26 protein-coding genes are annotated in these 23,833 nt (G+C 65.3%); 11 read left to right on the top strand and 15 right to left on the bottom strand.

Features of this window, described 5'->3' with window-relative positions; translation table 11 throughout:
* Positions 1-68: 68 nt before the first annotated feature.
* From L2A60_RS10065 to L2A60_RS10050, 4 genes are all read right to left on the bottom strand, one after another.
* A complete protein-coding gene (locus L2A60_RS10065; RefSeq protein ID WP_235704250.1) occupies positions 69-1,715 on the bottom strand; it encodes a fumarate hydratase in 1,647 nt (548 codons plus the stop codon).
* Positions 1,716-1,732: 17 nt separating this feature from the next.
* Positions 1,733-2,239 (bottom strand): SspB family protein, encoded by a 507-nt coding sequence (locus L2A60_RS10060; protein WP_235704249.1) that lies wholly within the window; start codon positions 2,237-2,239, stop codon positions 1,733-1,735.
* A gap of 90 nt (positions 2,240-2,329) precedes the next feature.
* A complete protein-coding gene (locus L2A60_RS10055; RefSeq protein ID WP_235704248.1) occupies positions 2,330-3,142 on the bottom strand; it encodes a GNAT family N-acetyltransferase in 813 nt (270 codons plus the stop codon).
* Entirely contained in the window at positions 3,139-3,597 is a 459-nt protein-coding gene (locus L2A60_RS10050) for a Fur family transcriptional regulator (protein ID WP_235704247.1), read from the bottom strand. Before L2A60_RS10050 ends, L2A60_RS10055 begins: the two co-directional genes overlap by 4 nt.
* On the opposite strand from L2A60_RS10050, the gene L2A60_RS10045 reads away from it, so the two are divergent.
* Both L2A60_RS10045 and L2A60_RS10040 read left to right on the top strand, forming a co-directional pair.
* Positions 3,584-4,285: an RNA polymerase sigma factor gene (locus L2A60_RS10045; protein ID WP_235704246.1), complete on the top strand. Its 702-nt coding sequence runs from the start codon at positions 3,584-3,586 to the stop codon at positions 4,283-4,285. The two genes, L2A60_RS10050 and L2A60_RS10045, sit on opposite strands and share 14 nt — an antisense overlap.
* Complete coding sequence (locus L2A60_RS10040) at positions 4,282-5,010, top strand: anti-sigma factor (RefSeq protein WP_235704245.1); 729 nt, start codon at positions 4,282-4,284, stop codon at positions 5,008-5,010. Before L2A60_RS10045 ends, L2A60_RS10040 begins: the two co-directional genes overlap by 4 nt.
* Before the next feature lies 1 nt (position 5,011).
* Here L2A60_RS10040 and xseA read toward each other — a convergent pair whose 3' ends face one another.
* On the bottom strand, positions 5,012-6,400 hold the full coding sequence (xseA, locus tag L2A60_RS10035; RefSeq protein ID WP_235704244.1) for an exodeoxyribonuclease VII large subunit: 1,389 nt from the start codon (positions 6,398-6,400) through the stop codon (positions 5,012-5,014).
* Positions 6,401-6,453: 53 nt separating this feature from the next.
* On the opposite strand from xseA, the gene purD reads away from it, so the two are divergent.
* Positions 6,454-7,725 (top strand): phosphoribosylamine--glycine ligase, encoded by a 1,272-nt coding sequence (gene purD / locus L2A60_RS10030; protein WP_235704243.1) that lies wholly within the window; start codon positions 6,454-6,456, stop codon positions 7,723-7,725.
* 12 nt (positions 7,726-7,737) lie between these two features.
* On the opposite strand, the gene L2A60_RS10025 is transcribed toward purD, so the two are convergent.
* From L2A60_RS10025 to L2A60_RS10015, 3 genes are all read right to left on the bottom strand, one after another.
* Positions 7,738-8,523 (bottom strand): class I SAM-dependent methyltransferase, encoded by a 786-nt coding sequence (locus L2A60_RS10025; protein WP_235704242.1) that lies wholly within the window; start codon positions 8,521-8,523, stop codon positions 7,738-7,740.
* 173 nt (positions 8,524-8,696) lie between these two features.
* A complete protein-coding gene (locus L2A60_RS10020) occupies positions 8,697-8,969 on the bottom strand; it encodes a hypothetical protein (protein WP_235704241.1) in 273 nt (90 codons plus the stop codon).
* 200 nt (positions 8,970-9,169) lie between these two features.
* Positions 9,170-10,072, bottom strand: coding sequence for a LysR family transcriptional regulator (locus L2A60_RS10015; protein ID WP_235704240.1), 903 nt, complete (start codon positions 10,070-10,072; stop codon positions 9,170-9,172).
* Between the two features lie 91 nt (positions 10,073-10,163).
* On the opposite strand from L2A60_RS10015, the gene L2A60_RS10010 reads away from it, so the two are divergent.
* Both L2A60_RS10010 and L2A60_RS10005 read left to right on the top strand, forming a co-directional pair.
* Positions 10,164-11,156, top strand: coding sequence for an NAD-dependent epimerase/dehydratase family protein (locus L2A60_RS10010; RefSeq protein WP_235704239.1), 993 nt, complete (start codon positions 10,164-10,166; stop codon positions 11,154-11,156).
* 66 nt (positions 11,157-11,222) lie between these two features.
* On the top strand, positions 11,223-11,822 hold the full coding sequence (locus tag L2A60_RS10005; RefSeq protein WP_235704238.1) for a sterol desaturase family protein: 600 nt from the start codon (positions 11,223-11,225) through the stop codon (positions 11,820-11,822).
* Between the two features lie 26 nt (positions 11,823-11,848).
* Here L2A60_RS10005 and L2A60_RS10000 read toward each other — a convergent pair whose 3' ends face one another.
* Together L2A60_RS10000 and ada are read right to left on the bottom strand one after the other, a co-directional pair.
* Positions 11,849-12,601, bottom strand: a complete 753-nt coding sequence (locus L2A60_RS10000) for a 2OG-Fe(II) oxygenase (protein WP_235704237.1) — start codon at positions 12,599-12,601, stop codon at positions 11,849-11,851.
* A complete protein-coding gene (gene ada, locus L2A60_RS09995) occupies positions 12,601-13,695 on the bottom strand; it encodes a bifunctional DNA-binding transcriptional regulator/O6-methylguanine-DNA methyltransferase Ada (protein ID WP_456237165.1) in 1,095 nt (364 codons plus the stop codon). The genes L2A60_RS10000 and ada overlap by 1 nt, the downstream gene beginning before the upstream one ends.
* 274 nt (positions 13,696-13,969) lie before the next feature.
* Here ada and L2A60_RS09990 point away from each other — a divergent pair, with 274 nt between their 5' ends.
* A complete protein-coding gene (locus tag L2A60_RS09990; protein WP_235704236.1) occupies positions 13,970-14,536 on the top strand; it encodes a hypothetical protein in 567 nt (188 codons plus the stop codon).
* A 248-nt stretch (positions 14,537-14,784) separates the two neighbouring features.
* On the top strand, positions 14,785-15,381 hold the full coding sequence (locus tag L2A60_RS09985; RefSeq protein WP_235704235.1) for a glutathione S-transferase N-terminal domain-containing protein: 597 nt from the start codon (positions 14,785-14,787) through the stop codon (positions 15,379-15,381).
* Here L2A60_RS09985 and rdgB read toward each other — a convergent pair.
* Entirely contained in the window at positions 15,378-15,971 is a 594-nt protein-coding gene (rdgB, locus tag L2A60_RS09980; protein WP_235704234.1) for an RdgB/HAM1 family non-canonical purine NTP pyrophosphatase, read from the bottom strand. The two genes, L2A60_RS09985 and rdgB, sit on opposite strands and share 4 nt — an antisense overlap.
* The gene (gene rph / locus L2A60_RS09975; protein ID WP_235704233.1) at positions 15,961-16,692 is read right to left on the bottom strand and encodes a ribonuclease PH; all 732 of its coding nucleotides are present in this window, start codon (positions 16,690-16,692) and stop codon (positions 15,961-15,963) included. Before rph ends, rdgB begins: the two co-directional genes overlap by 11 nt.
* A 63-nt stretch (positions 16,693-16,755) precedes the next feature.
* Between rph and hrcA the strand changes: the two genes are divergently transcribed.
* Positions 16,756-17,820 (top strand): heat-inducible transcriptional repressor HrcA, encoded by a 1,065-nt coding sequence (gene hrcA, locus L2A60_RS09970; protein ID WP_235704232.1) that lies wholly within the window; start codon positions 16,756-16,758, stop codon positions 17,818-17,820.
* Positions 17,817-18,269, top strand: coding sequence for a MaoC family dehydratase (locus L2A60_RS09965; protein ID WP_235704231.1), 453 nt, complete (start codon positions 17,817-17,819; stop codon positions 18,267-18,269). The genes hrcA and L2A60_RS09965 overlap by 4 nt, the downstream gene beginning before the upstream one ends.
* Here the strand turns inward: L2A60_RS09965 and L2A60_RS09960 are convergent.
* From L2A60_RS09960 to L2A60_RS09950, 3 genes are all read right to left on the bottom strand, one after another.
* Entirely contained in the window at positions 18,226-20,049 is a 1,824-nt protein-coding gene (locus tag L2A60_RS09960; RefSeq protein WP_235704230.1) for a Hint domain-containing protein, read from the bottom strand. The two genes, L2A60_RS09965 and L2A60_RS09960, sit on opposite strands and share 44 nt — an antisense overlap.
* 167 nt (positions 20,050-20,216) lie before the next feature.
* A complete protein-coding gene (locus L2A60_RS09955) occupies positions 20,217-21,092 on the bottom strand; it encodes a prephenate dehydratase (RefSeq protein WP_235704229.1) in 876 nt (291 codons plus the stop codon).
* Positions 21,089-21,823, bottom strand: coding sequence for a 3-deoxy-manno-octulosonate cytidylyltransferase (locus L2A60_RS09950; protein ID WP_235704266.1), 735 nt, complete (start codon positions 21,821-21,823; stop codon positions 21,089-21,091). Before L2A60_RS09950 ends, L2A60_RS09955 begins: the two co-directional genes overlap by 4 nt.
* Before the next feature lie 92 nt (positions 21,824-21,915).
* Here L2A60_RS09950 and L2A60_RS09945 point away from each other — a divergent pair, with 92 nt between their 5' ends.
* Both L2A60_RS09945 and L2A60_RS09940 read left to right on the top strand, forming a co-directional pair.
* Positions 21,916-22,902, top strand: coding sequence for a c-type cytochrome (locus L2A60_RS09945; protein WP_235704228.1), 987 nt, complete (start codon positions 21,916-21,918; stop codon positions 22,900-22,902).
* Positions 22,899-23,699, top strand: a complete 801-nt coding sequence (locus L2A60_RS09940) for an inositol monophosphatase family protein (RefSeq protein ID WP_235704227.1) — start codon at positions 22,899-22,901, stop codon at positions 23,697-23,699. The genes L2A60_RS09945 and L2A60_RS09940 overlap by 4 nt, the downstream gene beginning before the upstream one ends.
* The last annotated feature ends 134 nt before the right edge of the window (positions 23,700-23,833 follow it).

The following is a 23,833-nucleotide window of genomic DNA, read 5'->3' as shown; positions in this document are numbered from 1 at the left end:
GTTGCCGCGCGGCAGCGCCGCAGGCGCTGCGCGCCAAGCCGAGAGAATGGGTACCGAATACGTCGTCATCATGCCAGATCCGCGAAGAAGTCGTTGCCCTTATCGTCGATCACGATGAAAGCCGGAAAATCTTCGACCTCGATTTTCCAGATCGCTTCCATGCCAAGCTCGGGATATTCTAGTAACTCGACATGCCTGATGTTGTCGCGCGCGAGCACCGCCGCCGGGCCGCCGATCGAGCCGAGATAGAATCCGCCATGCGCCTTGCACGCCTCGCGCACCGCGCGCGAACGGTTGCCCTTGGCGAGCATCACCAGCGATCCGCCCGCCGCCTGGAACTCGGCGACGTAGCTATCCATCCGCCCCGCCGTCGTCGGGCCGAAACTGCCAGTCGCCATGCCTTCCGGCGTCTTGGCCGGGCCCGCGTAATAGACCGGATGATCCTTGATGTAATCCGGCAAGTCTTCGCCGCGATCGAGCCGTTCCTTCAGCTTGGCGTGGGCGATGTCGCGCGCCACCACGATGGTTCCGGTCAGTGCTACCCGCGTCTTGACCGGGTGCCTGGACAATTCCGCGAGAATCTCCGCCATCGGCCGCTTGAGATCGATGCGCACCACCTCGCCGCCGAGATGCATGTCGGTCACCTCCGGCAGGTATTTTGCCGGATCGGTTTCGAGCCGCTCGAGGAACACGCCCTCCTTGGTGATTTTTGCTCGGATCTGCCGGTCCGCCGAGCACGACACGCCAATTCCGACGGGCAGGGACGCGCCGTGGCGCGGCAGCCGCACCACTCTGACGTCATGGCAGAAATACTTTCCACCGAATTGCGCGCCGATGCCGATCCGTCGAGTCATGTCCAGAATTTGTTGCTCCAGTACGCGATCGCGGAACGCATGGCCGAGTGCCGAGCCTTCCGCCGGCAATCCATCGAGCCAGCGCGTCGAGGCGAGCTTGACGGTTTTCATCGTCGTCTCGGCCGAGGTACCGCCGATTACGATCGCGAGGTGATAAGGCGGGCAGGCCGAGGTACCAAGTGTCTTTACCTTGGTTTCGATGAACTCGATCAGCTTTCCGGGATTCAGGATCGCGCGCGTCTCCTGATACAGAAAGCTTTTATTCGCTGAACCGCCGCCCTTGGCGACGAACATCAGCTCGAATTCCTCGGCATGCGCCTCGCCGGGCGCGGCCAGGATGTCGCACTGCACCGGCAGGTTGGTGCCGGTATTCACCTCGTCGTACATCGACAGCGGCGCCATCTGCGAATAGCGCAGATTGGTCTCGGTATAGGTGCGATACACCCCGCGCGAAAAGGCTTCCTCCTCGTCGCCCTCGACCCAGACGCGCTGGCCCTTCTTGCCGAACACGATGGCGGTGCCGGTGTCCTGGCACATCGGCAGCACGCCGCCGGCCGCGATATTCGCGTTCTTCAAAAATTCCATCGCGACGTAGCGATCATTCTCCGACGCCTCGGAGTCGTCGAGAATCGCCCGTAATTGGGCGAGGTGCCCCGGCCGCAGCAGATGCGAGACATCGCGGAACGCTTCGAAGGCGAGTGCCGAAAGCGTCTCGGGCGCGATCTTCACGATCGTTTTGCCGTCCACCCCGATCGTCGAAACGCCGCCAAGATCGAGCTTGCGCCACGGAGTCTCATCGTGGCCGAGCGGAAACATCGTGCTGAAGACGAAGTCCGGTGTTTTTTTGGCGATGACGTTCATGACGGATTTCCTTGCAATCAGTCCTTGGCGGGCGGCCGGCGGCGGAACGCATCGAGGCTGACCACATCCGCCGGTCCGGCCGGCTCGGTTCGCGGTTCGGCTTCCTCCGGCACCTCTTCGGGTGCGGGTGGCGCCTCGTCTTCGCGCGGCGCGAATTGCAGCCCGAACCGCACTTCGGGATCGGCGAAGGCGGTCACGGCGGCGAGCGGAATGTCGAGCGCCGAGGGTACGCCGCCGAAGGACAGCTTCACCGAGAACCGCCTGCCGGCCTCATCGACCCTGAGGTCGCGGAACTGGTGCTGGAGCACGATGGTCATTTCGTCGGGATACTGGGCGCGCAGCCGGTCCGGGATCGACACGCCCGGATGCGCGGTGCTGAAGGTGATGTAGAAATGATGGCCGCCCGGCAGGCCCTCCCGTTCCACGTGCTGCAAGGCACGTAACGCAACCAGGCGCAGCGCCTCCTCCGTCCATTCATCGTAGGGCAGCAGGCTGTCGGGGATCGGCGTATCGTCTTCGGCCATGTCGGATATTATGCCTCAAGCAGGGATGTCGCGCGCACGCATAGCGCGGCGCGCGGCGAAGGCCAACCGCGTCCGGCGCGCAGCGGGCGGCTATCGTGCCTGGCGCTCGTAATGCCGGTAATATTTCTCGGTGACCAGATCGGTCTGCACCACCACGGCGATGTCGGTGGTGTTGAACTGCCAGTCGATCACCGCGCCGTCGCCGACGAAGCCACCGAGCCGGAGATATCCCTTGATCAGGGGCGGCAGCCTTGCCAGCACCTGCTTCGGGTCGATCGTCGCCGCATCAAGCCGCCGCATATCGACATAGCGTTCCGGCAAAGCGCGCGGCCGGATGCTTTCCGGCGCCAGATGATGACAGAACAGATAGGTGAGATCGGGCGCAAGAGCGTTAAGATCGGTGCCGTGCAGGCTCGCGCAGCCGAACATCAGCTCGATATCATGCTGGAACACATAAGCCGCGATGCCGCGCCATAGCAATTGCATCACGGCGCGCGAGCGATAGGCCGCATCGACGCAGGATCGCCCGAGTTCGAGCAGCCTTCCGGGAAACCGCTCGAGTGCCGAGAGGTCGTATTCATCGGCCGAATAGAACCGACCCGTCCGAGCGACTGCTTCCTGGCGGATCAGCCGATAGGTGCCGACGACGCCGCGTGCATCGCCGGCGATGTCGTGATCGATGACCAGAAGATGATCGGCGATTGCGTCGAATCTGTCCCGGTCGCGGCGGCTCGCGGTGGCCTCCGCGTCGGCGGTCGCCCCCATCTCCTGGTAGAAGACGCGAAAGCGCAGGGCCTGGACGGCGTCGAGTTCGTTGGCGCTGGCCGCGAGGCGCACGCCAAGATTGCCGGCCCGCAATTCGCCGAAGCCAGCGGGCGCGCCGATCGCCGCTTCGGGAGTCATCGGGCAGGGATCTTTCCCGCACGCTCCGGCTCGGCGCGTGCGGGTTCGGAGCGGGCTTTCCGGCCGAACAGCTCGATCTTCAGTGAGACCAGTTCGAACCCGTGACGCGCGGCGACGCGGCGCATCAGTTGCTCGGTTTCCGGTTCGTCGAACTCGATCACTTTGCCGCTATCCTGATCGATCAGATGAAAATGGTCGTGCTCGCCGGACATTTCGTAGCGAGCGCGACGGCTGCCCAGGTTGCGCCGCTCCAGAATTCCGTGCTGCTCGAACAGACGCACGGTGCGGTAGACGGTGGCGAGCGAAATCCGCGGATCGAGCCGGTGGGCCAGCCGGTGCAACTCATCGACGTCGGGATGGCCGGTCGCTTCGGACAATACGCGGGCGATGGCCCGGCGCGGGCCGGTCATTTTGAGCCCGTTGGCCATGCATAGACGCTCGATGCGGGTCTCCATCCAGCGCCTTGTGAACCATCTGGGCCCCTCGGTCCACCCCTTTGAGACAGTGCTTTCGGGTTACGGAAATGTAACTGCTCGCATCCACATTGCCTGCCCTGGGGTAACATTATACAAGATGTTCGATGGCATGGAGAGCGATTGGGTGACGGAACAAGCGGCCAAAACGGCTGCCGAGGGGGAACTTGCCCTGGTTCTCGGTCGTTGTGCCGCGCGTGATCCTTCGGCGTTGCGCAGTCTCTACGATGCCATGGCGCCCACTCTTTTCGGCATCGCATTAAGGCTTCTGCGCAATCGCCCCCACGCGGAGGAGACATTGCAGGAGGCTTTCCTGCAAATCTGGCGCAATGCCGATCGGTTCGACGCCGCTCGCGGTTCGCCGCGCGCCTGGATGATCGGGATTTTGCGCTATCGCGCGCTCGACCGGCTGGAGACCGAGAACCGCCACACCGGCGATGGTGAACTGCCCGACATCGCCGCCGACATACCGGTCGGCATCGAAGACAGACGGGCCTTGTCGGACTGCCTCGGCGAATTGCCGGAAAACTGGCGCCGCTCGGTCCTGCTCTCCTTCGTCGAAGGATATTCTCACAGTGAGATCGCGGTCCGCACCAACACCCCGTTGGGCACGGTCAAGAGCTGGATCGCGCGCGGGCTCGACGCCCTGAAAAAGTGCCTCGAACGATGAGCGATCTCACCCCTCCGCCCCCCGATCGTGCCGGCGAATACGTCCTCGGTGTCCTGCGCGGCGAGGAACGGCGCGCCTTCGAGGCCGATCTGGCGCGCGATCCGGTTCTCGCGGCTGAAGTGGCCGCCTGGGAGGAGAGACTCCTGCCGCTCGCCCTCACGGTGCCCCAGGTTGAACCGCCGGCAACCGCGTGGAGCGAGATCGAGCGGATCATTTCACCCCCCGAGCCGCGAGCCGCGATATCCCGGCAGGCACCCCGGCGATTGGCGCCGTCCTGGCGCGAGCGCTTCTGGGATAATGTGGCGATCTGGCGCGGCATCGGCGCCGTCGCCGTCGCAGCGGCCATCGCGCTCGCCATCCTTCGGCCGCAACTTCCGGCGGCTCCGCATATGGTCGCCGTGCTTGCCAGCAAAAGCGGCCCCGTCTTCACTGTGGCGCTGCGCGGCGACGGTGCGATGAGCATCGCGCCGATCGGCCATATCCTGCCGCCTGCCGGCAAGGTCTGGCAGCTCTGGGCCGTTGCGGGCGGCGAGAAACCCGTGCCGATCGGATTCGTGAAACCGGGCCACACGGTGCTGCCGGCGAACGATATGCCGCCCGACCTGCGCAAGCCGAAAATCCTGATCGCGGTAACGGTGGAGCCGCCGGGTGGCGCGCCGACCGGCCAGCCGGACACGCCGATCGTGTTTTCCGGGCCATTGCTGCCGATCGGTTCGGCGTCCTGATCTACAGGTCCAGGCTGGGCTGAACCGGCGGGGATTTACGGGACTCGGTCCGTACCGCGACGCCGCCATCGCCGAACCTTATTTCGAACCGTGTAGCCGCCGATGCGGCCTTCGCCGAGGTGATCGGCTCGCCGTTCGGCCCGATCGCCAGGGCGAAACCGCGCGCCAGAACCGCGTTGTAGGACAGCCCTTCCAGCCGTGCCGCGAGAGAGTCGAGACGCAACCGCCCCTCCCGCAGCATCGCGCCCGTGGGCACGGCCATGCGATGGGTCAGCAAAGCGAGAGCGTGACGTTTCGCCGCGATCAGCTCGCGCGGGTGCATCAGCCGAGCGGTCATGCGCTCCAGCGCGCGGCGTCGTGCCGCCACTACATTGGGTAGCGCCAAAGCCAGCCGCTCGCCCCGATCATCCAGCCGCTGCCGCGCCGAACCGAGCAGCGAGGGCAGATCGGGCAGCGCCGCCGAGGCACGATCGAGCCGCAGCCGCGCCGCCTGGGCGATCCGCGTGAGCGCTCCGGCGATCCGCGCTCCCGATTGCGCCAGATTCGCGGCCAATGCGATCCGGTCGGGCACCGCCAACTCCGCCGCCGCCGTCGGCGTCGGCGCGCGCCGGTCGGATGCGAAGTCGATCAAGGTCGTGTCGGTCTCGTGTCCCACCGCCGAAATCAGCGGAATGGTGCTGGCCGCCGCCGCGCGCACGACCGCCTCGTCGTTGAACGCCATCAAGTCTTCCAGCGACCCTCCGCCGCGGGCAACGATCAGCACGTCCGGGCGCGGAATCGGCTCTCCCGGCGCGAGCGCAGAAAACCCTTCGATCGCCGCTGCAATCTGCGCCGCCGCCGCCTCGCCCTGCACTGCGACCGGCCAGAGCACGATGCGGCTCGGAAACCGCCGCGCGATCGTGGTTTTGATGTCCTGGATCACCGCGCCCTGCGGCGAACTGACCACACCGATTACGCGCGGCAGCATCGGCAGAGCCCGCTTGCGCGAAGCGTCGAACAGCCCTTCCTCGGCAAGTTTTTTGCGCAACCGCTCGATCCGCGCGAGCAGCGCGCCTTCGCCGGCATAGTCGAGCCGCTCGATGATGAGTTGGTATTCCGAGCGCTCGGGATAGGAGGTGATCCGCCCGGTCGCGATCACGTCCAGCCCGTTCTCCGGCTTGAGTCCCACCCGTGCCGCATTGCCCTTCCAGATGATCGCCCGAATTTTGGCGCCTTCATCTTTCAGGGCGAGATAGGTGTGGCCCGAGGCATAAATCTTCATCTCGGTGATCTCGCCGCGCACCCGCACCCGGCCGAACGCCGTCTCCAGCGTGCGCTTCACCGCTCCGGCGATTTCCGAGACGGTCAATTCCGGCAGATTGCCGGCCGGCGCTTCAATGGTTTCACTCATTGCACACAACTATGCTAAGCGCGCGCCGGTTGCACAAGCGGACAGGAGCGAAAATGCGGGTTCTGGTGGTGGGCGGCGGCGGGCGGGAACACGCGCTCGCATGGAAGATCGCGCAAAGTCCGGTACTCACCAAATTGTTCATCGCCCCCGGCAATCCCGGCACCGAATCGCTTGGTGAAAACGTCGCTATCCAAGCCGACAATATTCCGGCTCTGGTTGCATTCGCCCAGGAGCACAAGATCGACCTCGTGGTTCCCGGCCCCGAAACCCCGCTCGCCTTCGGCATCGCCGATGCCCTGGCGGAAACCGGCATTGCCTGTTTCGGCCCGTCGCGCGCCGCCGCCAAACTCGAATCTTCGAAGCGTTTCACGAAGGAAATCTGCGATCAGGCCGGCATTCCCACCGCCGCCTGGGCGAGCTTCACCGATGCCGCCGCCGCCCGCGCCTATCTTGCCGCCCATTCGGCGCCGATCGTGGTGAAGGCCGATGGTCTCGCCGCCGGCAAGGGCGTCGTCGTCGCCGAAACCCAGGCCGAAGCCGAAGTGGCGGTCGCCGCCATGCTCGAAGCCGGCATCCACGGCGCATCCGGCGCGGAAATCGTCATCGAGGAATGCCTGACCGGCGCAGAAATTTCCTTGTTTGCTCTTTGCGATGGCGAAACCGCCCTGTTCTGCGGCGCCGCCGCCGACCACAAGCGGGTCGGCGAGGGCGATACCGGCCCCAATACCGGCGGCATGGGCGCGGTCGCACCGCCGCCCGCCGCGACCCAACCGATCATCGACGCCGCCATGGCAAAAATCATCCGCCCCGCGCTTGCCGCCATGGCGCGGCGCGGCACTCCGTTCCGCGGCTTCCTGTTCGCTGGGCTGATGCTCACCGCAACCGGGCCAAAGCTGATCGAATTCAACGTCCGCTTCGGCGATCCCGAATGCGAAGCCCTGATGCCGCTGCTCGGCACCGATCTCCTACCCATTCTTGCCGCCGCGGCGGCCGGTAAACTCGACCCCTCCGCCGAACTCGTCTGGTGCGGCGGCGCCGCCGCGACGATCATCCTCGCCGCCAAGGGCTATCCCGGTGCCCACGAAAAAGGCGGTCCCATCGACCTCGCCAACGCCGGCAATCTGCCAGGAATCGAACTTTTCCACGCCGGTACGGCGCGGCAAGGTGCAACTCTGGTCAGCACCGGCGGCCGTGTCCTCGCCGTCACCGCTACCGGCGCCGATCTCCCCGCCGCGATCGGCAGCGCCTACCGCGCCGTGGATGCGATTGGCTTCCCCGGCGGTTTCTGCCGCCGCGATATCGGCGCCAAGGCGCTGCCGATATGAACGCCGCCGGACTCAGGATTTGATCGCGCTCAGCACCGCGGATCGGTAAGCGATCCTCACGCCCGCCTCGGTTTTCTGTGCCCCCACGCCAAGACGATCGCCATCGACGCTGGCCTCGATGAGGGCCACGAGGCCCGAGCGATCCCCGCCTTCAGGGAAGGATTTTTCAGCCAGATCGGCGGCAAGATAGGACACCTGAAACATCCGTATCTCGGGTTCGCCGAGCCCGGCTTCGATGAAAAGGGTGCGCAGGGTCTCGAACGTCCGAAACGCGACCGTGGACGGATCGCGCAGGCGCTCCATGCGGTTGAATGCCTCGGCCTTCTGCCGGTCGTCCGATGCCAGCCCGTCGCACAGCACGATGCGTCCGCCGGGCGCGGTCAGGCGAACCATTTCCCCGAAAGCGCGGACTGGGTCCTGAAGATGGTGAAACGCGAAGCGGCAGGTGCAGATATCGAACCACCCGTCGGGATAGGGAGCATCATAAATGCTGCCTTCCAGCCATTCGATGTCGGCGAATCCCTGCTTTTCGGCGCGGGTACGGGCCTGATCGAGCATCGCGGCGGTGGCGTCCAGGCCGACGACATGCGTGGCGCAGCGCGCGAGAGCGCAGGCAACCGAACCGGGGCCGCAGGCAAGATCGATCACGCGGTCGCGCGGACCGGGGTTGGCTGCCTCGACGATAAGCGCAGTGACATCATCGCCGTGAAGTTCCGGGGCGGCGGCGAAGCCTGCCGCCTGCCGGGTGAACTGGTCGACGATCGCACGATCATGCGCCGTAATATCGTTGATGGTCATAGGGAAAAGCTCCGAAATGAAGGGCGGCGACGCGTCGGACCGGCCCCGCGCAGGGGCCGGTCAGCTAAGTCGGAGCAGCGTGCCGTTCGGAGCCATCCGGCAACGATGTTGACAACTTGGCGCGGAGTCAAGCGCCTGCGCCGAAGCGGATGAAAGGCGCTCTTCGGTTATTTTTATTTGTGGGCCAGGGGGGCGAAGGCTGGATAGGCATCATGGCCGGCCTGCACCCATTGCGGGGAGCCCGAGGTTGCCGGGGTTCCGAATGAAACGGCGGTGCCGCTGCGCGCGGCGGTCACGACGGCAATTCCGCTGGAACTCGCCATGTTCTCCATTTGCGGCGCGATCTGCGCGATACGGGTCGGTTGGGGCTGGGCGGCCATCGCGCTTCCCGTCGTCATCAGGGTTACGGCCGTCAGGGCCGCCATCAGGGTTCTCTTCGTAGTCATTGAGTCTTTTCCTTTTTTGTCGCATCCGGCGGGTCGTCCGATCCGTCCGGTTGGGGAGCCCGGTCGGCGACGGCCGATCCGGCCGCGCCTGGGCTTGACCGCAATCTGGGATGCATGCCGCGCGCTTGAATGCCCATGGACTGACATGATTCTCATCCGCCGCGCGCATGGATGTGCCGCGGCTCTCCCTGCGGCGGCGATCAGCGCCTGCCGTGCGCCGAGACGATCAACCGTTGCAATTCCTGGCCGAGATGGTCGAACACCAGACGGACGCGGCGGCTCGCGCGCAAATTCTCATGCATGACGATCCAGGTATCGAGCCAGACCTCGAATGCGCCGGCCAGCACGCGAATCAGTGCCGGATCGCGCTTCGCGATCGGCACCTGGCATACGCCTATGCCATAGCCGGCGCGGATCGCGGCAAGCTGGGCGAGATCGCTGTCGGTGCGCAGGGCGAAGTTTTCGCGCACCGCCCAGGACGGCAAGTCGCCGAGCGACCGTGCGGACAGCGTCTGCCGGTCGAAGCCGATCAAGGCGTGCCGCTCCAACTCCTCGAAATTCGCCGGGGTGCCGTTGCGGTCGAGATAGTCGCGCCTCGCATAGAGTCCGAGCTTGATTCGCCCGACACTCTTCGCCACCAGGGCTTCCTGCACGGGCCGCACCATCCGCACCGCGATGTCCGCATCCCGGCGCAGGAGATCCTCCGTGCGGTTCGACAGAACGAGTTCGAAGGCAAGCCTCGGATGCGTCATGCGCAGCCCGGCCAGGATTGCCGGCAGAATTTCCGCGCCGACGATCTCGCTCGCGGTGATCCGCACGATCCCCGCATCCGATGCCATCGCCCCGGAGGCGACCCGGCTTAACGCATGGGAAGCTGATTCCATCGCCTCGGCCTCGGGCAACAGCGCCAGCGCCAGATCCGTCGGCGTCAGGCCCTGCGGTGAGCGGGTGAATAATGGTGAGCCCAGCGTGTGCTCCAATTGGTTCACATGCCGGCCAAGGGTCGGCTGTGCGATGCGGAGCGTGCGGGCGGCACCGGACAGGCTGCCCACACGCATCACCGCGAGAAAGGAGCGATAGAGATGCCAGCCGGGGCCAGTCATACGAAAATGTATAGCGATCAGACAGATTTAAGCAATTTTGAATTGGATGGCGCGGCGGCAGAATGAGTCATCGGAATTGATGGAGAGCGATATGAACGATGACCGGCGGGCTTTGGTGTTGGGGGTGACCGGTGGGGTTGGCGATGCGGTGGCGCGGGTTCTCTGCGCGTGCGGCTGGCGCGTGACCGCGCTGCATCGCGACCCGGCACGAGCGCGGATCGGCCGGTCCGACATCGACTGGGTGCGGGGTGACGCGATGAACGGGAAAGACGTTCATATGGCTGCCAGGGGATGTGACCTGATCGTTCATGCGGTGAATCCGCCTGGATATCGCAACTGGCGCGGTCTTGCCCTGCCGATGCTGCGCAATACCATCGCCGCCGCGTCCGCGCAGGGTGCGCTCATTCTGTTTCCGGGCAACATCTACAATTACGGGCCGGACGCATTCCCGCTGCTCGGCGAGGCATCGCCGCAAAATCCGCTCACGCGCAAGGGAAGCATCCGGGTCGCGATGGAACGGGAACTGACGCGCGCCGCCGATGCCGGGGTAAGAAGCCTGATTGTGCGCGCCGGCGATTTCTTCGGCCCACATGCAGGGAATAGCTGGTTTTCCCGAGGATTGGTCAAAGCGGGCGCGCCGCTGCGGTCCGTCACCTATCCGGGCCGGCCGGATGCGGGACATGCCTGGGCATATCTGCCCGATCTTGCGGAGACGATGGTCCGCCTGGCTGAACGGGCGAACGAACTGGCTCCTTTCGAAACCTTCCATTTCGCCGGCCACGGACTGCCACGCGGCCTCGATATGGCCGAGGCGATCCGGCGTGTCGTGGAGCGACCCGATCTGCCGGTGCGGAAATTTCCCTGGCCGGCTGCCTATCTCGCCGCGCCCTTCGTGATCACGCTGCGCGAGATGCTGGAGATGCGCTATCTCTGGCGCGAGACCGTTCTGCTCGACAATACCAAGCTGACCGCGTTTCTGGGCGCCGAGCCGCATACCCCGCTCGACGACGCGATGCGAGCCTCGCTTCAGGGCTTGGGCTGCCTTGAACCCGGCTATATGAACAATTTAGTAAATTTTATATGATTCGCGCCGGGTCCGGTGCTATGCTGCCGATGCACCGAAACATCCACGCATTCGAACGGCACGGCAATGATCGCGAATTTCCTGAAGCACGGCAGCAATACAGCTCTGCTCGCCGCCCTGGCGGTGTGGGGCGGCCTTGCATTGGCGGATGTTTGGCCAGTGCATCCCGGCTTTATCGTGCTGGGTGGTGTGCTGTTTTTCCTCAGTGAATACGGATATCACCGCTTCGCCTTCCACGCGAAGCCGATGCGTGCGGTTCCGTTCATCCTGCGGCTGCAGCACCGGCTGCACTACGATCATCATGTCGAGCCCGACCGGCTCGATCTGCTGTTCCTGCCGCTCTGGTTCCTGATCCCCAATCTCGCGGTGACCGGCGGTCTGGTTGCCCTGATCTGGCCGAATCTGTCGGTCGTCGCGTCGATCATCGCGGGGGCGATGCTCGCCATCCTGTACTACGAATGGGTGCATTACGTGGCGCACATCCCATATCGGCCGCGCACGCGCTGGGGGCGCTGGATCAAGAAATATCATTTGTGGCACCACTTCAAGAACGAACGCCTGTGGTTCGGCGTGACCAATCCGAGCTTTGATTTGGCGATGCGCACCTATGCCCGACCTGACGACGTCGCGCGAAGTGCGACCACCCGCAATATCCACGGCACATAAACCCCGCCGCGCGAGGCGGTTCCGCGTTATGCCGCGTCGTGAAAAATGATGCCGAGCGTCAGCCGATGGCCGGTGCGGAGGCGGCTGACGCCGTGCCGCATCGTCACCCGATAGGCGCCTTTCGTACCGGTTACCGGCCGCTGATTGACCGCGAAGATCACGCCCTCGCCCTGAACGAGAGGCACGACTTCGGCGCGCGATTGCATGCGCGGCCGCTGCTCGGTCAGCACGAAGGCACCGCCGGTGAAGTCTTCGTCCGGCGCGCTCAGCAGAAACGCCACCTGGAGCGGAAAGAACAGATCGCCATAAAGATCCTGATGCAGGCAGTTGTAGTCGCCCGCGCCGTAGTTCAGCAGCAGCGGCGTGGGCCGCGTCTGTGCCGCCGCGTGGCAGCAATCGAGGAAGCGACGGTGCTCGGCCGGATAGTCTCCGCCGCGTCCCAGAGCCACGTCCCAGCGATTGGCGATCGGTGCAAGCCGTGGATAGAGTGCGGTGCGCAGCCCGGTCACAAGGTCGGGGAGCGGGTAGGCGTAGTATTTGTATTCGCCGCGGCCGAAGCCGTGCCGCGCCATCACGATCCGGCTTCGGAACAGGCGATCGGTCTTGTATTGGCCGGCGAGATCGGCGCATTCGGCCGTTGTGAGCAATGGACCCGTGGTCGCACAGCCGAACGCATCGAGATCGGCTTCCAGCGCCGGCCAGTCGAGGTGCGCAACGCGCTCGGCGATATCTGATCCAGCCTGATGGCGCGATGGCGCGATCTTCGCGGAACTCTGCATCACACTGCGCCCTCCCGGCGCAGCAATTCGCGCTTGCGCTCGATCCCCCAGCGATAGCCGCCGAGATCGCCGTTCGACCGGACCACGCGATGGCAGGGGATGACCACCGCTGCCGGGTTGACCGCGCAAGCCTGCGCCACCGCCCGCACCGCCGCCGGATTGCCGATGCGCCGGGCGATCTCGGCATAACTCGCGGTGCTGCCCGGCGGGATCTGCCGCAGCGCCTGCCAGACGCGCTGCTGAAAGGCGGTGCCGCGCACATCGATCGGCAGATCGAGCCCCTGGCGCGGTGCTTCGACGGCGCCGATCACCTCGGCCACCATTCGTTCAAAAGCAGCGTCGCCGCCCGTCAGGCCCGCCTTCGGGAAACGATCCTGCAACCCATGGACCAGCCGCTCGGGATCGGCGCCGAACTCGATGGCGACGACTCCCTTGCCGGTCGCGGCGACCAGGACGGCGCCGAGCGAGCATTCGGCGACGGCAAAACGGATTTCCGCCCCGGCACCGCCATCACGATAGGCGCCTGGAGTCATTCCAAGAATTTTGGTCGATCCTTCGTAAAAACGCCCGCTGGAATTGAACCCGGCGTCAAAGATCGCGCGGGTGACGGTGTCGCTCTGGCCGAGTTCCGAGCGCACCCGCTTTGCCCGATGCGCGCTCGCATAAGCCTTTGGGGTGACGCCGGCGATCTGCTTGAAGATGCGATGGAAATGGTACCGGCTCAGCCCGGCGGCATCGGCCAGTTCGGCGAGGGCCGGCGGTTCCTCGGCGGTTTCGATCAGCCGGCACGCGCGGGCGATGGCGGCGGCGTGCCGGCTGGCCTGCGCGGCGTCACCGGGGCGGCATCGTTTGCACGGCCGGAAGCCGGCCTGTTCCGCCTCGGCACGTGTTGCATAAAAACTGACATTCTCGCGGCGGGGCAACCGGGCGGCGCAGGACGGGCGGCAATAGACGCCGGTGGTGCGGACCGCATAGTAGAAATGTCCGTCCGCACTGGCATCCCGCCGTTTGACGGCGATCCACCGCGCATCGTCGGGATCGGCGATTGGCGGGATCGGCGTGTTTCGGTCGGGAGAGAGGGTCATTCTGGTCATGTCTGGCTCCGAAGGCTCCAATATGGGGCGATGATGGGCGTTGCGCACGCTGCCAGCACTCCGGCTCTTGCTTTCGAATTCGATTTTGTTCTGGCAATCTTGTGATTGCGGGCAACGTTCCAGGAGCCGCTTTTTTATGCGAGAAATATAGGGTGTGTTCCCAATGGCGGTATGGCCGCGACCGGAGGGATTTTGGCCGCTGGCCAGAAGAGAGGAGTGAAATGATCTTGCCGATCATGAGCGACGAACGCCGCCATTGGGTACACACCCTGATATGAAACGTCGAACCATTGCTGCCGCGCTCGGCGGCATTCTGTCGGGTTTTCTCGCGACTCTCGGGTTTGGCCGGCGCCAGGCGTTCGCCGATCAGCCTGGAGGGATGATGGGTGGCGGCGGAATGATGGGCGGCGGGACCATGCGGGACATGATGTCGCATAACAACATGATGGGGCCGATGAAGCTCGGCATGGAGTTGTTCGAGCGCCACGCCGAGATCCAGCGCGCCACCCAATATCTGCCGAACGGCATCATCGACGCCACGGTGTCGGGCAATGCGAAGACCGCCGGCATCATCCAGGCCCATGTGATCGAGATGTACGATCGTCTCGATTCGAACCGTCCATTTCCCTATCCGATGAGTCCGAGCGTCACCACGATGTTTCGGAACAGCGCGAAATATCGCCGCACATACAAGATCCTGCCGGATGGCGTCGAAGTGACCGAAACCTCCGACGACCCGGAGATGGTCAAGGTGATTTATGCGCACGCGAAGGAACTCGACGCTTTCGCCAAAGACGGCATGCCGGCGATGATGCGCGGGATGATGCAACGGCCAGGCTGATGCAAGGAGAACCGGCAATGATGCACGGTGGCATGATGGGCGGAATGATTCTGGCCGGCCTGCTGGTTCTGTTGCTGATCGTGCTCGCGATCGCCGCTCTGATCAAATATCTGTTCGGGTCACCCAGACCGAAATAGGCTTTGGCTGGACAAAACGCCTGATCGCCGCCGTGCCATTGGCGCCGAACCGCGTCCCTTGTATTCCCGCGAACGAACCAGACATCTGCGCCGCAACCAAGGGATCGGCCCATGAAGCTTTTCTATTCTCCGACCAGCCCCTATGTCCGCAAGGTGATGACCTGTGCCATCGCTCGCGAGATCGACCGGCAGATCGAGAAAATCCCGACCAATCCGCATGAAAGCCCGGTAGCGCTGATCGCGGAGAATCCGCTGTCGAAGGTGCCGTGCCTCGTCACCGAGGACGGGTTCGCGCTCTATGACAGCCCGGTGATCTGCGAGTATCTCGATACGGTGGGCGAGGCGCCGCCGCTGTTTCCCGCCGCCGGCGCCGCCCGCTGGGTAGCACTCCGCCATCAGGCGATGGGCGATGGGGTTCTCGATGCCGCGGTCATCTGCCGGATGGAGGGCCAGAAGCCGCGCGATGCCGCACGCGATGCTTTCATTGCCCGTCAGCGGGAGGTCATCGCACGTACCGTCATAGTGCTCGACCGCGATCCGCTGGGAAAACTGCTCGATATCGGCACCATCGCGATCGCGTGCGCGCTTGGTTATCTCGATTTCCGGCTTCCCGATTATGATTGGCGGGTATCCGCCCCGCGTCTTGCGGCGTGGTTCGAGCCGTTCGCCGGGGAGCGCCCGTTCATCGAAACCGCACCGCCGGGTTAAACGTCGCCGAGATGCGCCGCGACAAACTGGCGCAGCGCGCGACCGCGATGGCTGATCGCGTTTTTCTCTGTTTTGCTTAGTTCCGCGAAGCTGCGGTCATCGCCGTGGGGGATGAAAATCGGGTCGTAGCCGAAGCCGCCGGCGCCGCGCGGCGCATCGGCGATCCTGCCGTGGCAGAAGCCGAGATAGGTCGCGGTGGTTCCGTCCGGTGCGGCGAGGCACAGGGCGCAGGCGAAAGCGGCGCGGGGTTCCTCGCGCGTTCGCTCGATGATCGCCGTCATCGCTGCGGCGAAACCGCCGCAATCGGCGGCGAACCGGGCGGATCGCACTCCCGGTGCGCCGCCCATGGCCGCGACCATCAGCCCGGAATCGTCGGCCAGGGCGAACAAGCCGCTGTCGCGCGCCGCCGCGAGCGCCTTGATCCGCGCATTGCCGGCGAAATCCGCGGCGTTCTCCTCGGGTTCCTGAAAACCAAGCGCGCCGGAGGCCACGCAGTCGAGCCCGTAGGGCGCGAGCAGGGCGGCGAATTCCACCACCTTGCCGGGGTTATGGGTGGCGATGACGAGTCGCTGACCGCGTTCAAGCCGCATCGATCGCCGCTTGCTGTGCGGCGAACAGTGCCGCCGTTCCGATCCGCGCCAGGCCAAGCAAGACGCCGAACGCTGCTTCGTCGAAGGTGGCACGCTCGGCGGTCGCCTGAATTTCGACGATGCCGCCGGACGCCGTCAGCACGAAATTGGCGTCCGCCTCGGCGCCGGAATCCTCGGCGTAATCGAGGTCGAGCACCGGCACGCCCACCGCGATGCCGCAGGACACCGCCGCGACCTGCCCGATCAGCGGGTCGCCCTTCAGCACATTGGCCGCGCGCAGTTTTTTGATCGCCAGGGCCAGAGCCACATAGGCGCCGGTGATCGCGGCGCAGCGGGTTCCGCCATCGGCATTCAGCACGTCGCAATCGAGCGTGATGGTCATTTCGCCCAATGCCGCCCGGTCCACCACCGCGCGCAGGGACCGCCCGATCAGCCGCTGGATTTCCTGGGTGCGGCCCGATTGCTTGCCGCGCGCGGCCTCGCGATCGCCGCGCGTATGGGTCGCGCGCGGCAACATGCCATATTCGGCGGTCACCCAGCCCTGACCCGAATTGCGCAGGAAGCCCGGCACCCGGCCTTCCACGCTCGCCGCGCAGAGCACCTCGGTGCCGCCCATGCGGATCAGCGCCGAGCCTTCGGCATGGCGGGCGAAACCGGTCACGATGTCGACGCGGCGCAGCGCATCCGCGGCGCGGCCGCTCGGTCGTCCGGGTTCGGTCATCGGGATGCTCCTGAAAGGTGAGGTATGCTTGATTTTGAGCACGGGATAGCCGAGTCTCGCGTCATGGACCAGCCACAACAGCGTTCGCCGAAACTGCCGCCTGGGCTCGATGCCCGCTCGGCGGCGGTGCTGCGCGAAATCGTCGAGCAATATGTCGAAACCGGCGAACCGATGGGCAGCCGGACCCTCTCGCGCCTGCTGCCCATGGGGCTGTCGCCGGCGACCATTCGCAACGTAATGGCGGATCTGACCGATGCCGGGCTGCTGTTCTCGCCGCATACCTCGGCCGGGCGCCTGCCGACCGACCGGGGCTTGCGCCTGTTCGTCGATGGATTGCTGCAATTCGGCGAATTATCCGACGAGGAGCGCGAGCGGATCGAGGCGGCGCTGGCCCAGTCGGGCCGTTCGGTGCAGGACACACTGGCCGAGGCTTCGACCATGCTTTCGGGCCTGTCCGCGGCGGCGGGGATCGTTCTCGCGCCGAAATCGGACGGTGCGGTCAAGCATATCGAATTTGTCCCGCTCAATTCCGGCCGGGCTTTGGTCGTGCTGGTTTCGGCGGACGGTCAGGTCGAGAACCGGGTGATCGAAACGCCGCCCGGCCTGCCGCCTTCGGCGTTGCAGGAGGCGAGCAATTATCTCAACGCCCAGCTTTCCGGCCTGTCGCTCGCCGAGCTTCGCCTGCGCGTCGCCGCCGACATGAAGGCGGACCGCTCAGCGCTCGATACGCTGACCGCAGGCGTGGTGGCAGCCGGGCTCGCGACCTGGTCGGGCGAGGAACGCGGCGGTTCGCTGATCGTGCGCGGCCAGGGCAGGCTACTCGCGGATATCGACCAAGTCGAGAAGCTCGGAGCGATCCAGCATCTGTTCGAGCGGCTGGAAGCGCAGGAAACCATGCTCAAGCTGCTCGAACTCGCAGACCGTTCCGATGGTGTACGGATTTTCATCGGTGCGGAAAGCGGGCTGTTCGGCGCGGCCGGCGTATCCATGGTGGTCGCCCCCGCGCGCAACCGCAACGACCGGATCGTCGGTGCGATCGGGGTGATCGGACCGACCCGGATCAATTATGGCAAAATCATTCCGGTGGTGGACTATACCGCGCGGGTTATCGGCAGGCTGCTGGGATGAGCGACCGGCTTTATTTCGACGATCTGTCGGTCGGCCAGCGGTTCCAGAGTGGCAGCACGACGCTCGATGCCGCCGCGATCAAGGATTTTGCAGCAACCTATGACCCGCAGCCGTTCCATCTCGATGAGGAAGCGGCGCGGGACACGCTGTTCGGCGGCCTCGCGGCATCCGGCTGGCAGACCGCCGCGCTGACCATGCGGCTGCTGGTCGAAAGCGTGCCACTCGCGGGCGGTATTGTGGGTGCCGGCAACGAAATTTCGTGGCCGCGCCCGACAAGGCCGGGCGACGTGCTCACCGTGGTCAGCGAGGTGATGGAAGTGACGCCATCCGTCTCGCGGCCCGATCGGGGGCGGATCGTGGTGCGCAGCGAGACAAGCAATCAGAACGGTGAAGTGGTTCAGGTGCTCACGGCACGGCTGATCGTTCCGCGCCGGGTCGCGTCCACATGAGCGGCAGGGCGGCAAGGCCGATCGCGAGGTGACGCGCCTCGGGCGGTAGCCGGATGACACCGGCGCCATCGGTCCAGAGTGCCGAATCGCCCGAAGCGCGCGGAAGGAATCCGGAATCGGCCAATGCCTCGGGGACGAACCGCCTGCGTCCGATGTGCAGCCTGGTAATTGCGATACCAAGATGACGCCGGTCTTCGGAGGTCGGATCGAACTCGGCGGGAATAAATCGAGCGGAACGGATCGTTACGCGGCCGCCATGCCGCGCCGGCACGACGAATCGCGCTTCGCCGGCCGGACCCGCACGGCGCTGGATCGGCGCGTCGTCGATCCAGAGGGTGACGGCGTAATCGTGGCGGAGCGAAAACCCTAACTCGGTTGCGCGTGCGTGAAGCCGGGTGCGCACCGTGCGCAGGATCGGCCCGGTGGTGCAGAGCGGGGCGCAGGCGTCACAATCCCAGCGTTTGCGCCGCACCGGCCAGGATACCGCCGGTTCGAACCCCGCGCGATTGCCGGTGTCGAGATAGGATTCGCACGCCGCACCCTCGGCCAGCACGATGTCATGCCGCGTCAGTTCGATATGATGATAGGTGACCGCCATGCAGTCCCGCTCGCGCCGGATGGTTGCGCCGTTGACCAGCAGTTTCGCCGGAATCAGTACGCCGTCGAACGACAATGCGTGATCGGGCGAGACGCGCAGCGCCCGGCGCGGCACGCCGGGGCCGAATGCTCCGGGCGCGATCTCCACGGGTTGCACCGAATCGGGTTTCGGATGGGTTGCCAGATCGAGCGTGCACGACCCGACCCAGACGATCGGCTGGACCGAGCCCGCCGCAGTGATGACGGTGTCGCCCGGTCTCAATGATTCGACGGCGCGGTAGCCGGTCGGCGTGAGGATCGCGGTGCCGCGCACGAAACAGGGCGGATCGGGAGTTGTCGCCACGGCCGAGGTGCTGGCGGCGACGATCGCGCTGCCCGGGCCATCGGCGATCACCGTGAGACGCGTGCCGGATGGATCGGCGAAACTGCCTTCGGCCGTGCCGAAGCGGTTTAGAATGGTCACCCGGCCGGCATTCTGGACAATGCGTGCATCGGCGAGATCGAGCAGCAGCAGGACATCGCCGCCGCCGAAGCCGGAAACCGTCACGCCGATTCCCAGCAGCGGATCGGCCAGCGAAACCGTGCCGCCTTCCGCGCCGAAGATGAAACTCTGCGCCGCTACCTCGTCGCCGAACGCGGCGAGGGCGTTGTTCGCGAGGCTTATAGTTCCCGACCCGCCGATCGCGCCGCCCGAAACATCGAGCGTGCCGCCCGCAAGTGCGACCACGGCCTGATTCTCGAATTCGGTGCCGCCGATATCGAGCATTCCGCCCGATGCGACGCTGACCGTGCCGGTATTGGCGAAGCTCGGCGGCGGCGCGCCGGTCAATCCGCTGATCGCGCCGAGATCGACCACCACATCCAGCGCCGAACCGGCACCGAGCGCCAGGGCACCCTGGTTGACCACGGAATCATAGGCATAGAATGAGGCCGTGCCGGCAATCGAAACACTGGCTTCCGCGCCGAGCACGATTGCGCCGCCATTGCCGATCAGATCCGAAGACGTCAAACTGACGTCCGCCTCGATGGTGATGCCGGGGTCGATCGCCGCCTTGGTTCCGATTATGTCAGCGATGATGCCCGCGCCCGGCACAGCGCTGCCGGACCAGTTCGCCGCTTCGCTCCAGTCCGGCGCCGGTGTGGTGACGGGATGGAAAGTCTCGACCTGAAGTGTTCCCGCCATCGGAATCCTCCTCCGCCGCCGCGCGCATCCTGCGCCGGCACGAGCCAAGGAGGCGGTTTTTTCGCCTCGACCAACATCAGGTTAGCGGTATCATGAAGCAAAAGCAACAGAATCGGATAACAAATGAAATGGATTCAGTGATTTCTAACGAAACTCAACCTCAGCGTTCAATCCGATCCCTGAATTGCCACACGTTGGGCGAGGCGGAACTGTGCCGCGGGATAGACACCGAGAATGCGGAATTCGCGTGAGAAAAAGTCGAGTTCCTCCAGCGCGAGCCGTACCCCACGCTGCTCGGGGTGGCCGTCGATTTCGGCGAGAAACTGGGTCGCGGCGAAAAGGCCGCCCACCATGTAGCTCTCCAGCCGCGTCATGTTGATGCCGTTGGTCGCGAATCCGCCCAGCGCCTTGTAGAGCGCCGCCGGCACGTTGCGGACGCGGAATACGAAACTCGTTATCAGGTTTTCGGCTTCGGGCGGCGGCAGGCGCGGGGTTTTCGCCATGACGTAGAAGCGCGTGGTGTTATGCGCCGCGTCTTCCACATTGGGGCGCAGAATATCCAGCCCGTAAATCTCGGCTGCGAGGGATGACGCGATCGCGGCGCTCGCCGGATCGTTCCAGCGCGCGACCAGTTCGGCGGAGCCCGCCGTATCGGCCTCGACCACCGGTTCGGCGCCCAGTTCGCGGATGAGCGCCCGCACCTGGCCGAGCGCCACTGCGTGCGAATGCACCCGTTTAATTCCCGCAAGTTTTGCGCCGCTCGGCGCCAACAGGCAGTGTTCGATCCGCTGGAAATGCTCGGCGACGATCGACAGGCCGGAATCGGGCAGCAGCGTGTGCATGTCCGGTACCCGGCCGGCGAGCGAGTTTTCGGTGGGCAGCATGGCGAGCGACGCCTCGCCGTTGCGTACCGCATCGATCGCAGCCTCGAAGGTCTGGCACGGCAGGGTCGCCATCGCGGGAAAGGCAGTGCGGCAGGCAAGGTCGGAATAGGCGCCAGGCACGCCCTGGAATGCGATGCGGTCCGTTGTGAGGGCGGTCATGGTGCGAATTCCTTTCGGGCGCGTTCGAGATCTTCCGGCGTATCGACGCCGAACGGGGCACGGGCGATCCGCGCCGCGCCGATTCGCATTCCGGCTTCCAGCGCGCGGAGCTGTTCGAGTTTTTCGCGCTGTTCCAGCGGTGAGGGCGGCGCGTTCACGAAGCGCTCCAGCGCCGCGCGGCGATAGGCATAGACGCCGACATGGTGCCACAATGCCCCAACGCCTGACGGGATGCGGTTTCGCGAGAAATACAAAACTGGGGCGACAGGTGCGCCATTGCCGAAGCCGCAGGCCGCTTTCACCACCGACGGCGCCTCGGCCTCTGCCTCGCTGGCGATCGGGGCGACCAGGGTTGCGATGTCGAAGCGCGGATCATCCAGCACGGCGAGAAGGGTGCGCAGCGTTTCGGGCTCGATGCCGGGCAGGTCGCCCTGCAGATTGACCACCACATCGTGCCGTCCGCCTTGGTCGATCGCCGCCAGGGCCGCATGAATCCGATCCGACCCGCTCGGGAGATCGGGATCGGTCAGCACCGCGCGGCCACCGGCCGCCGTCACCGCCTCGGCGATCGCGGATTCCGCGCAGGCGACCGCCACAGGCCCCAGTGCGGCGTGTTCGGCGCGCTTCAGCACATGGACGATCATCGGCACGCCGCCGATATCCGCCAGCGGCTTGCCGGGCAGGCGGGTCGAGCCCAGCCGTGCCGGGATCATGACGATAGGGGACGGTATGGCAGCCTCCTCGCGCGGGGTCGGGTTATCGCTTGTCGCACTTTCCTAAATCGCTATACATCGCCCCGTAAAGCTTTGGAGGACGCGCTGGCATGAGCACCCGGAACGAGCAGACCCAGGGTCACGGCAGGAAAGGCCGCGATCCGCTGCTGCTGAACAAGATCGCGGGGGGGATTCTCTCGGCCGGTCTGGTGTTCTGGGTCGCGACCCATATCTCCATGTTCTTCACCAATCACGAGGCACCGAAAAAGCCGGTGATCGCCATCGCCGGCGCGGGTGCCGCGAAGACGGCGGCAGGCGGCGTGCCGTCGATCGACGGGCTGATCGCCAAAGCCGACGTGAAAAAAGGCATGAGCTTCGTCCAGCAGCAATGCTCGGCGTGCCACACCCTGACCAAGGGTGGGGCGAACGGCGTCGGACCGAATCTGTACGGCGTGATCGGCGCGCCGATGTTCGCCAAGGCCGGCTATGCCTTTTCCGCGGCGGCGAAGAAGAAGGCGAAGGGCAACTGGACCTACCAGAAGCTGAATGAATGGCTGGTCGACCCGCAGACCTACGTGCCGGGCACGCATATGAGCTACACCGGCATCAAGAACGACGCGGTGCGGGCCGACGCCATCGCCTATCTGCGCACTTTGTCGCCCAGCCCGGTCCCGTTGCCCAAGCCCGGCCCTGGCGGAGCGAAGCCAAGCCCGGCGGCGGCTTCGGGCAGCGGCGCGCCCTCGATCAAGGCGCTTTATGCCAAGGCGGTCATCGCCAAGGGTCAGAGCTTCTTTCAGCAGCAATGCTCGGCCTGCCATACCGTTACCAAGGGCGGAGCGAACGGCGTCGGACCGAATTTGTATGGCGTGGCGAGCGCGCCGATGTTCGCCAAATCCGGCTTTGCCTTCTCGGGGGCGGTGAAGAAAATCGCCAAGGGCAACTGGACGCCGCATGCGCTCAACGAATGGCTCTATGCCCCGATGAAGGACGCGCCGGGCACCCATATGGCCTATCCGGGGATCAAGAATGATCAGGTGCGCGCGGATGTCATCGCCTATCTGAATTCGCAATCGGCCAGCCCCGCCAAGTTGCCGTGAGTCTCGATGCCGAAGCCGCCGCGGCCCAGGCGGCGGCGGACGCAGCCGGGGCGGTGATCCGCCGGTATTTTCGTGCCCAGGTGGGCGTGGAGACAAAAAGCGACGCGAGCCCGGTGACGGCTGCCGACAAAGGCGCCGAAGTGGCGATTCGGGAAATATTGCGGACGCGCTTTCCCGATCACGGCATGATCGGCGAGGAACTTGGCGGCCAAGAGGGGGGCGATCAGCGTGCCGGGAGGTTTACCTGGGTGATCGACCCGATCGACGGCACCCGCGCCTTCATCACCGGACGCCCGACCTTCGCGACCTTGATTTCCTTGCTCGATCATGGCGTGCCGGTGCTCGGCCTGATCGATCAGCCGATTACCGGCGAACGTTGGCTCGCGGCAGGAGGCAGGCTGAGCTTCACCGGTGCCCATGGCGGCGTGGCGGGTTGCCGGCGCGTGGCCTCGCTAGCGGAGGTGGAACTGTCCTGTACTTCGCCCGATATGCTCGACACGGCGCAGTATGCGCGGTTCCGTAAGCTTGCTTCCGCCTGCCGTCGGACAAGCTGGGGCGGTGATGCCTATGCTTACGGGCTGCTCGCCCTCGGGCAGATCGATGTGATCGCCGAGGCTGACCTGAAACTATGGGATTGGGCCGCCCTGGCGCCGGTGATCGAGGCGGCCGGCGGAATTGCGACCGACTGGCAGGGCAGGCGCCTGACCTTGGACGGCGACGGTTCGATGCTCGCGGTGGGCGATCCTTCCGTTCACGAAGCTGCCGTCGCCGCGCTCTTCGGCACCGATTCGCATTGAGTGCAATCAGCTTAGTTGCTTAGGGTGTGTACCCAATAGCGGTGTGGCCTTATTGGGTACGCACCTAGTCCAGGACTTCGATGGTGCATTCTTGTCGCAAGAATGGAAGGATGCGCGATGGGACTGGAGTGGGG

It is taken from the genome of Acidiphilium iwatense, from assembly GCF_021556475.1.
GTDB classification, from domain to species: Bacteria; Pseudomonadota; Alphaproteobacteria; order Acetobacterales; family Acetobacteraceae; genus Acidiphilium; species Acidiphilium iwatense.
Note: the sequence above shows the minus strand (reverse complement) of the source record. Positions and strands in the feature narration are given on the sequence as shown.

Bases quoted from the DNA above. Each gene is read 5' to 3' on its own strand.
- L2A60_RS10000 (WP_235704237.1), bottom strand. From the start codon at position 12,601: ATGCAGAGTTCCGCGAAGATCGCGCCATCGCGCCATCAGGCTGGATCA.
- L2A60_RS09955 (WP_235704229.1), bottom strand. From the start codon at position 21,092: ATGACCGCCCTCACAACGGACCGCATCGCATTCCAGGGCGTGCCTGGC.
- hrcA (WP_235704232.1), top strand. From the start codon at position 16,756: ATGGACCAGCCACAACAGCGTTCGCCGAAACTGCCGCCTGGGCTCGAT.
- L2A60_RS09965 (WP_235704231.1), top strand. From the start codon at position 17,817: ATGAGCGACCGGCTTTATTTCGACGATCTGTCGGTCGGCCAGCGGTTC.
- L2A60_RS10065 (WP_235704250.1), bottom strand. From the start codon at position 1,715: ATGAACGTCATCGCCAAAAAAACACCGGACTTCGTCTTCAGCACGATG.
- ada (WP_456237165.1), bottom strand. From the start codon at position 13,695: ATGACCAGAATGACCCTCTCTCCCGACCGAAACACGCCGATCCCGCCA.
- rph (WP_235704233.1), bottom strand. From the start codon at position 16,692: ATGACCGAACCCGGACGACCGAGCGGCCGCGCCGCGGATGCGCTGCGC.
- rdgB (WP_235704234.1), bottom strand. From the start codon at position 15,971: ATGCGGCTTGAACGCGGTCAGCGACTCGTCATCGCCACCCATAACCCC.
- L2A60_RS10055 (WP_235704248.1), bottom strand. From the start codon at position 3,142: ATGACTCCCGAAGCGGCGATCGGCGCGCCCGCTGGCTTCGGCGAATTG.
- L2A60_RS10020 (WP_235704241.1), bottom strand. From the start codon at position 8,969: ATGACTACGAAGAGAACCCTGATGGCGGCCCTGACGGCCGTAACCCTG.
- L2A60_RS09945 (WP_235704228.1), top strand. From the start codon at position 21,916: ATGAGCACCCGGAACGAGCAGACCCAGGGTCACGGCAGGAAAGGCCGC.
- L2A60_RS09960 (WP_235704230.1), bottom strand. From the start codon at position 20,049: ATGGCGGGAACACTTCAGGTCGAGACTTTCCATCCCGTCACCACACCG.
- L2A60_RS10010 (WP_235704239.1), top strand. From the start codon at position 10,164: ATGAACGATGACCGGCGGGCTTTGGTGTTGGGGGTGACCGGTGGGGTT.
- L2A60_RS10005 (WP_235704238.1), top strand. From the start codon at position 11,223: ATGATCGCGAATTTCCTGAAGCACGGCAGCAATACAGCTCTGCTCGCC.
- xseA (WP_235704244.1), bottom strand. From the start codon at position 6,400: ATGAGTGAAACCATTGAAGCGCCGGCCGGCAATCTGCCGGAATTGACC.
- purD (WP_235704243.1), top strand. From the start codon at position 6,454: ATGCGGGTTCTGGTGGTGGGCGGCGGCGGGCGGGAACACGCGCTCGCA.
- L2A60_RS09990 (WP_235704236.1), top strand. From the start codon at position 13,970: ATGAAACGTCGAACCATTGCTGCCGCGCTCGGCGGCATTCTGTCGGGT.
- L2A60_RS09985 (WP_235704235.1), top strand. From the start codon at position 14,785: ATGAAGCTTTTCTATTCTCCGACCAGCCCCTATGTCCGCAAGGTGATG.
- L2A60_RS10015 (WP_235704240.1), bottom strand. From the start codon at position 10,072: ATGACTGGCCCCGGCTGGCATCTCTATCGCTCCTTTCTCGCGGTGATG.
- L2A60_RS10060 (WP_235704249.1), bottom strand. From the start codon at position 2,239: ATGGCCGAAGACGATACGCCGATCCCCGACAGCCTGCTGCCCTACGAT.
- L2A60_RS10050 (WP_235704247.1), bottom strand. From the start codon at position 3,597: ATGGAGACCCGCATCGAGCGTCTATGCATGGCCAACGGGCTCAAAATG.
- L2A60_RS10025 (WP_235704242.1), bottom strand. From the start codon at position 8,523: ATGACCATCAACGATATTACGGCGCATGATCGTGCGATCGTCGACCAG.
- L2A60_RS10040 (WP_235704245.1), top strand. From the start codon at position 4,282: ATGAGCGATCTCACCCCTCCGCCCCCCGATCGTGCCGGCGAATACGTC.
- L2A60_RS10045 (WP_235704246.1), top strand. From the start codon at position 3,584: ATGCGGGTCTCCATCCAGCGCCTTGTGAACCATCTGGGCCCCTCGGTC.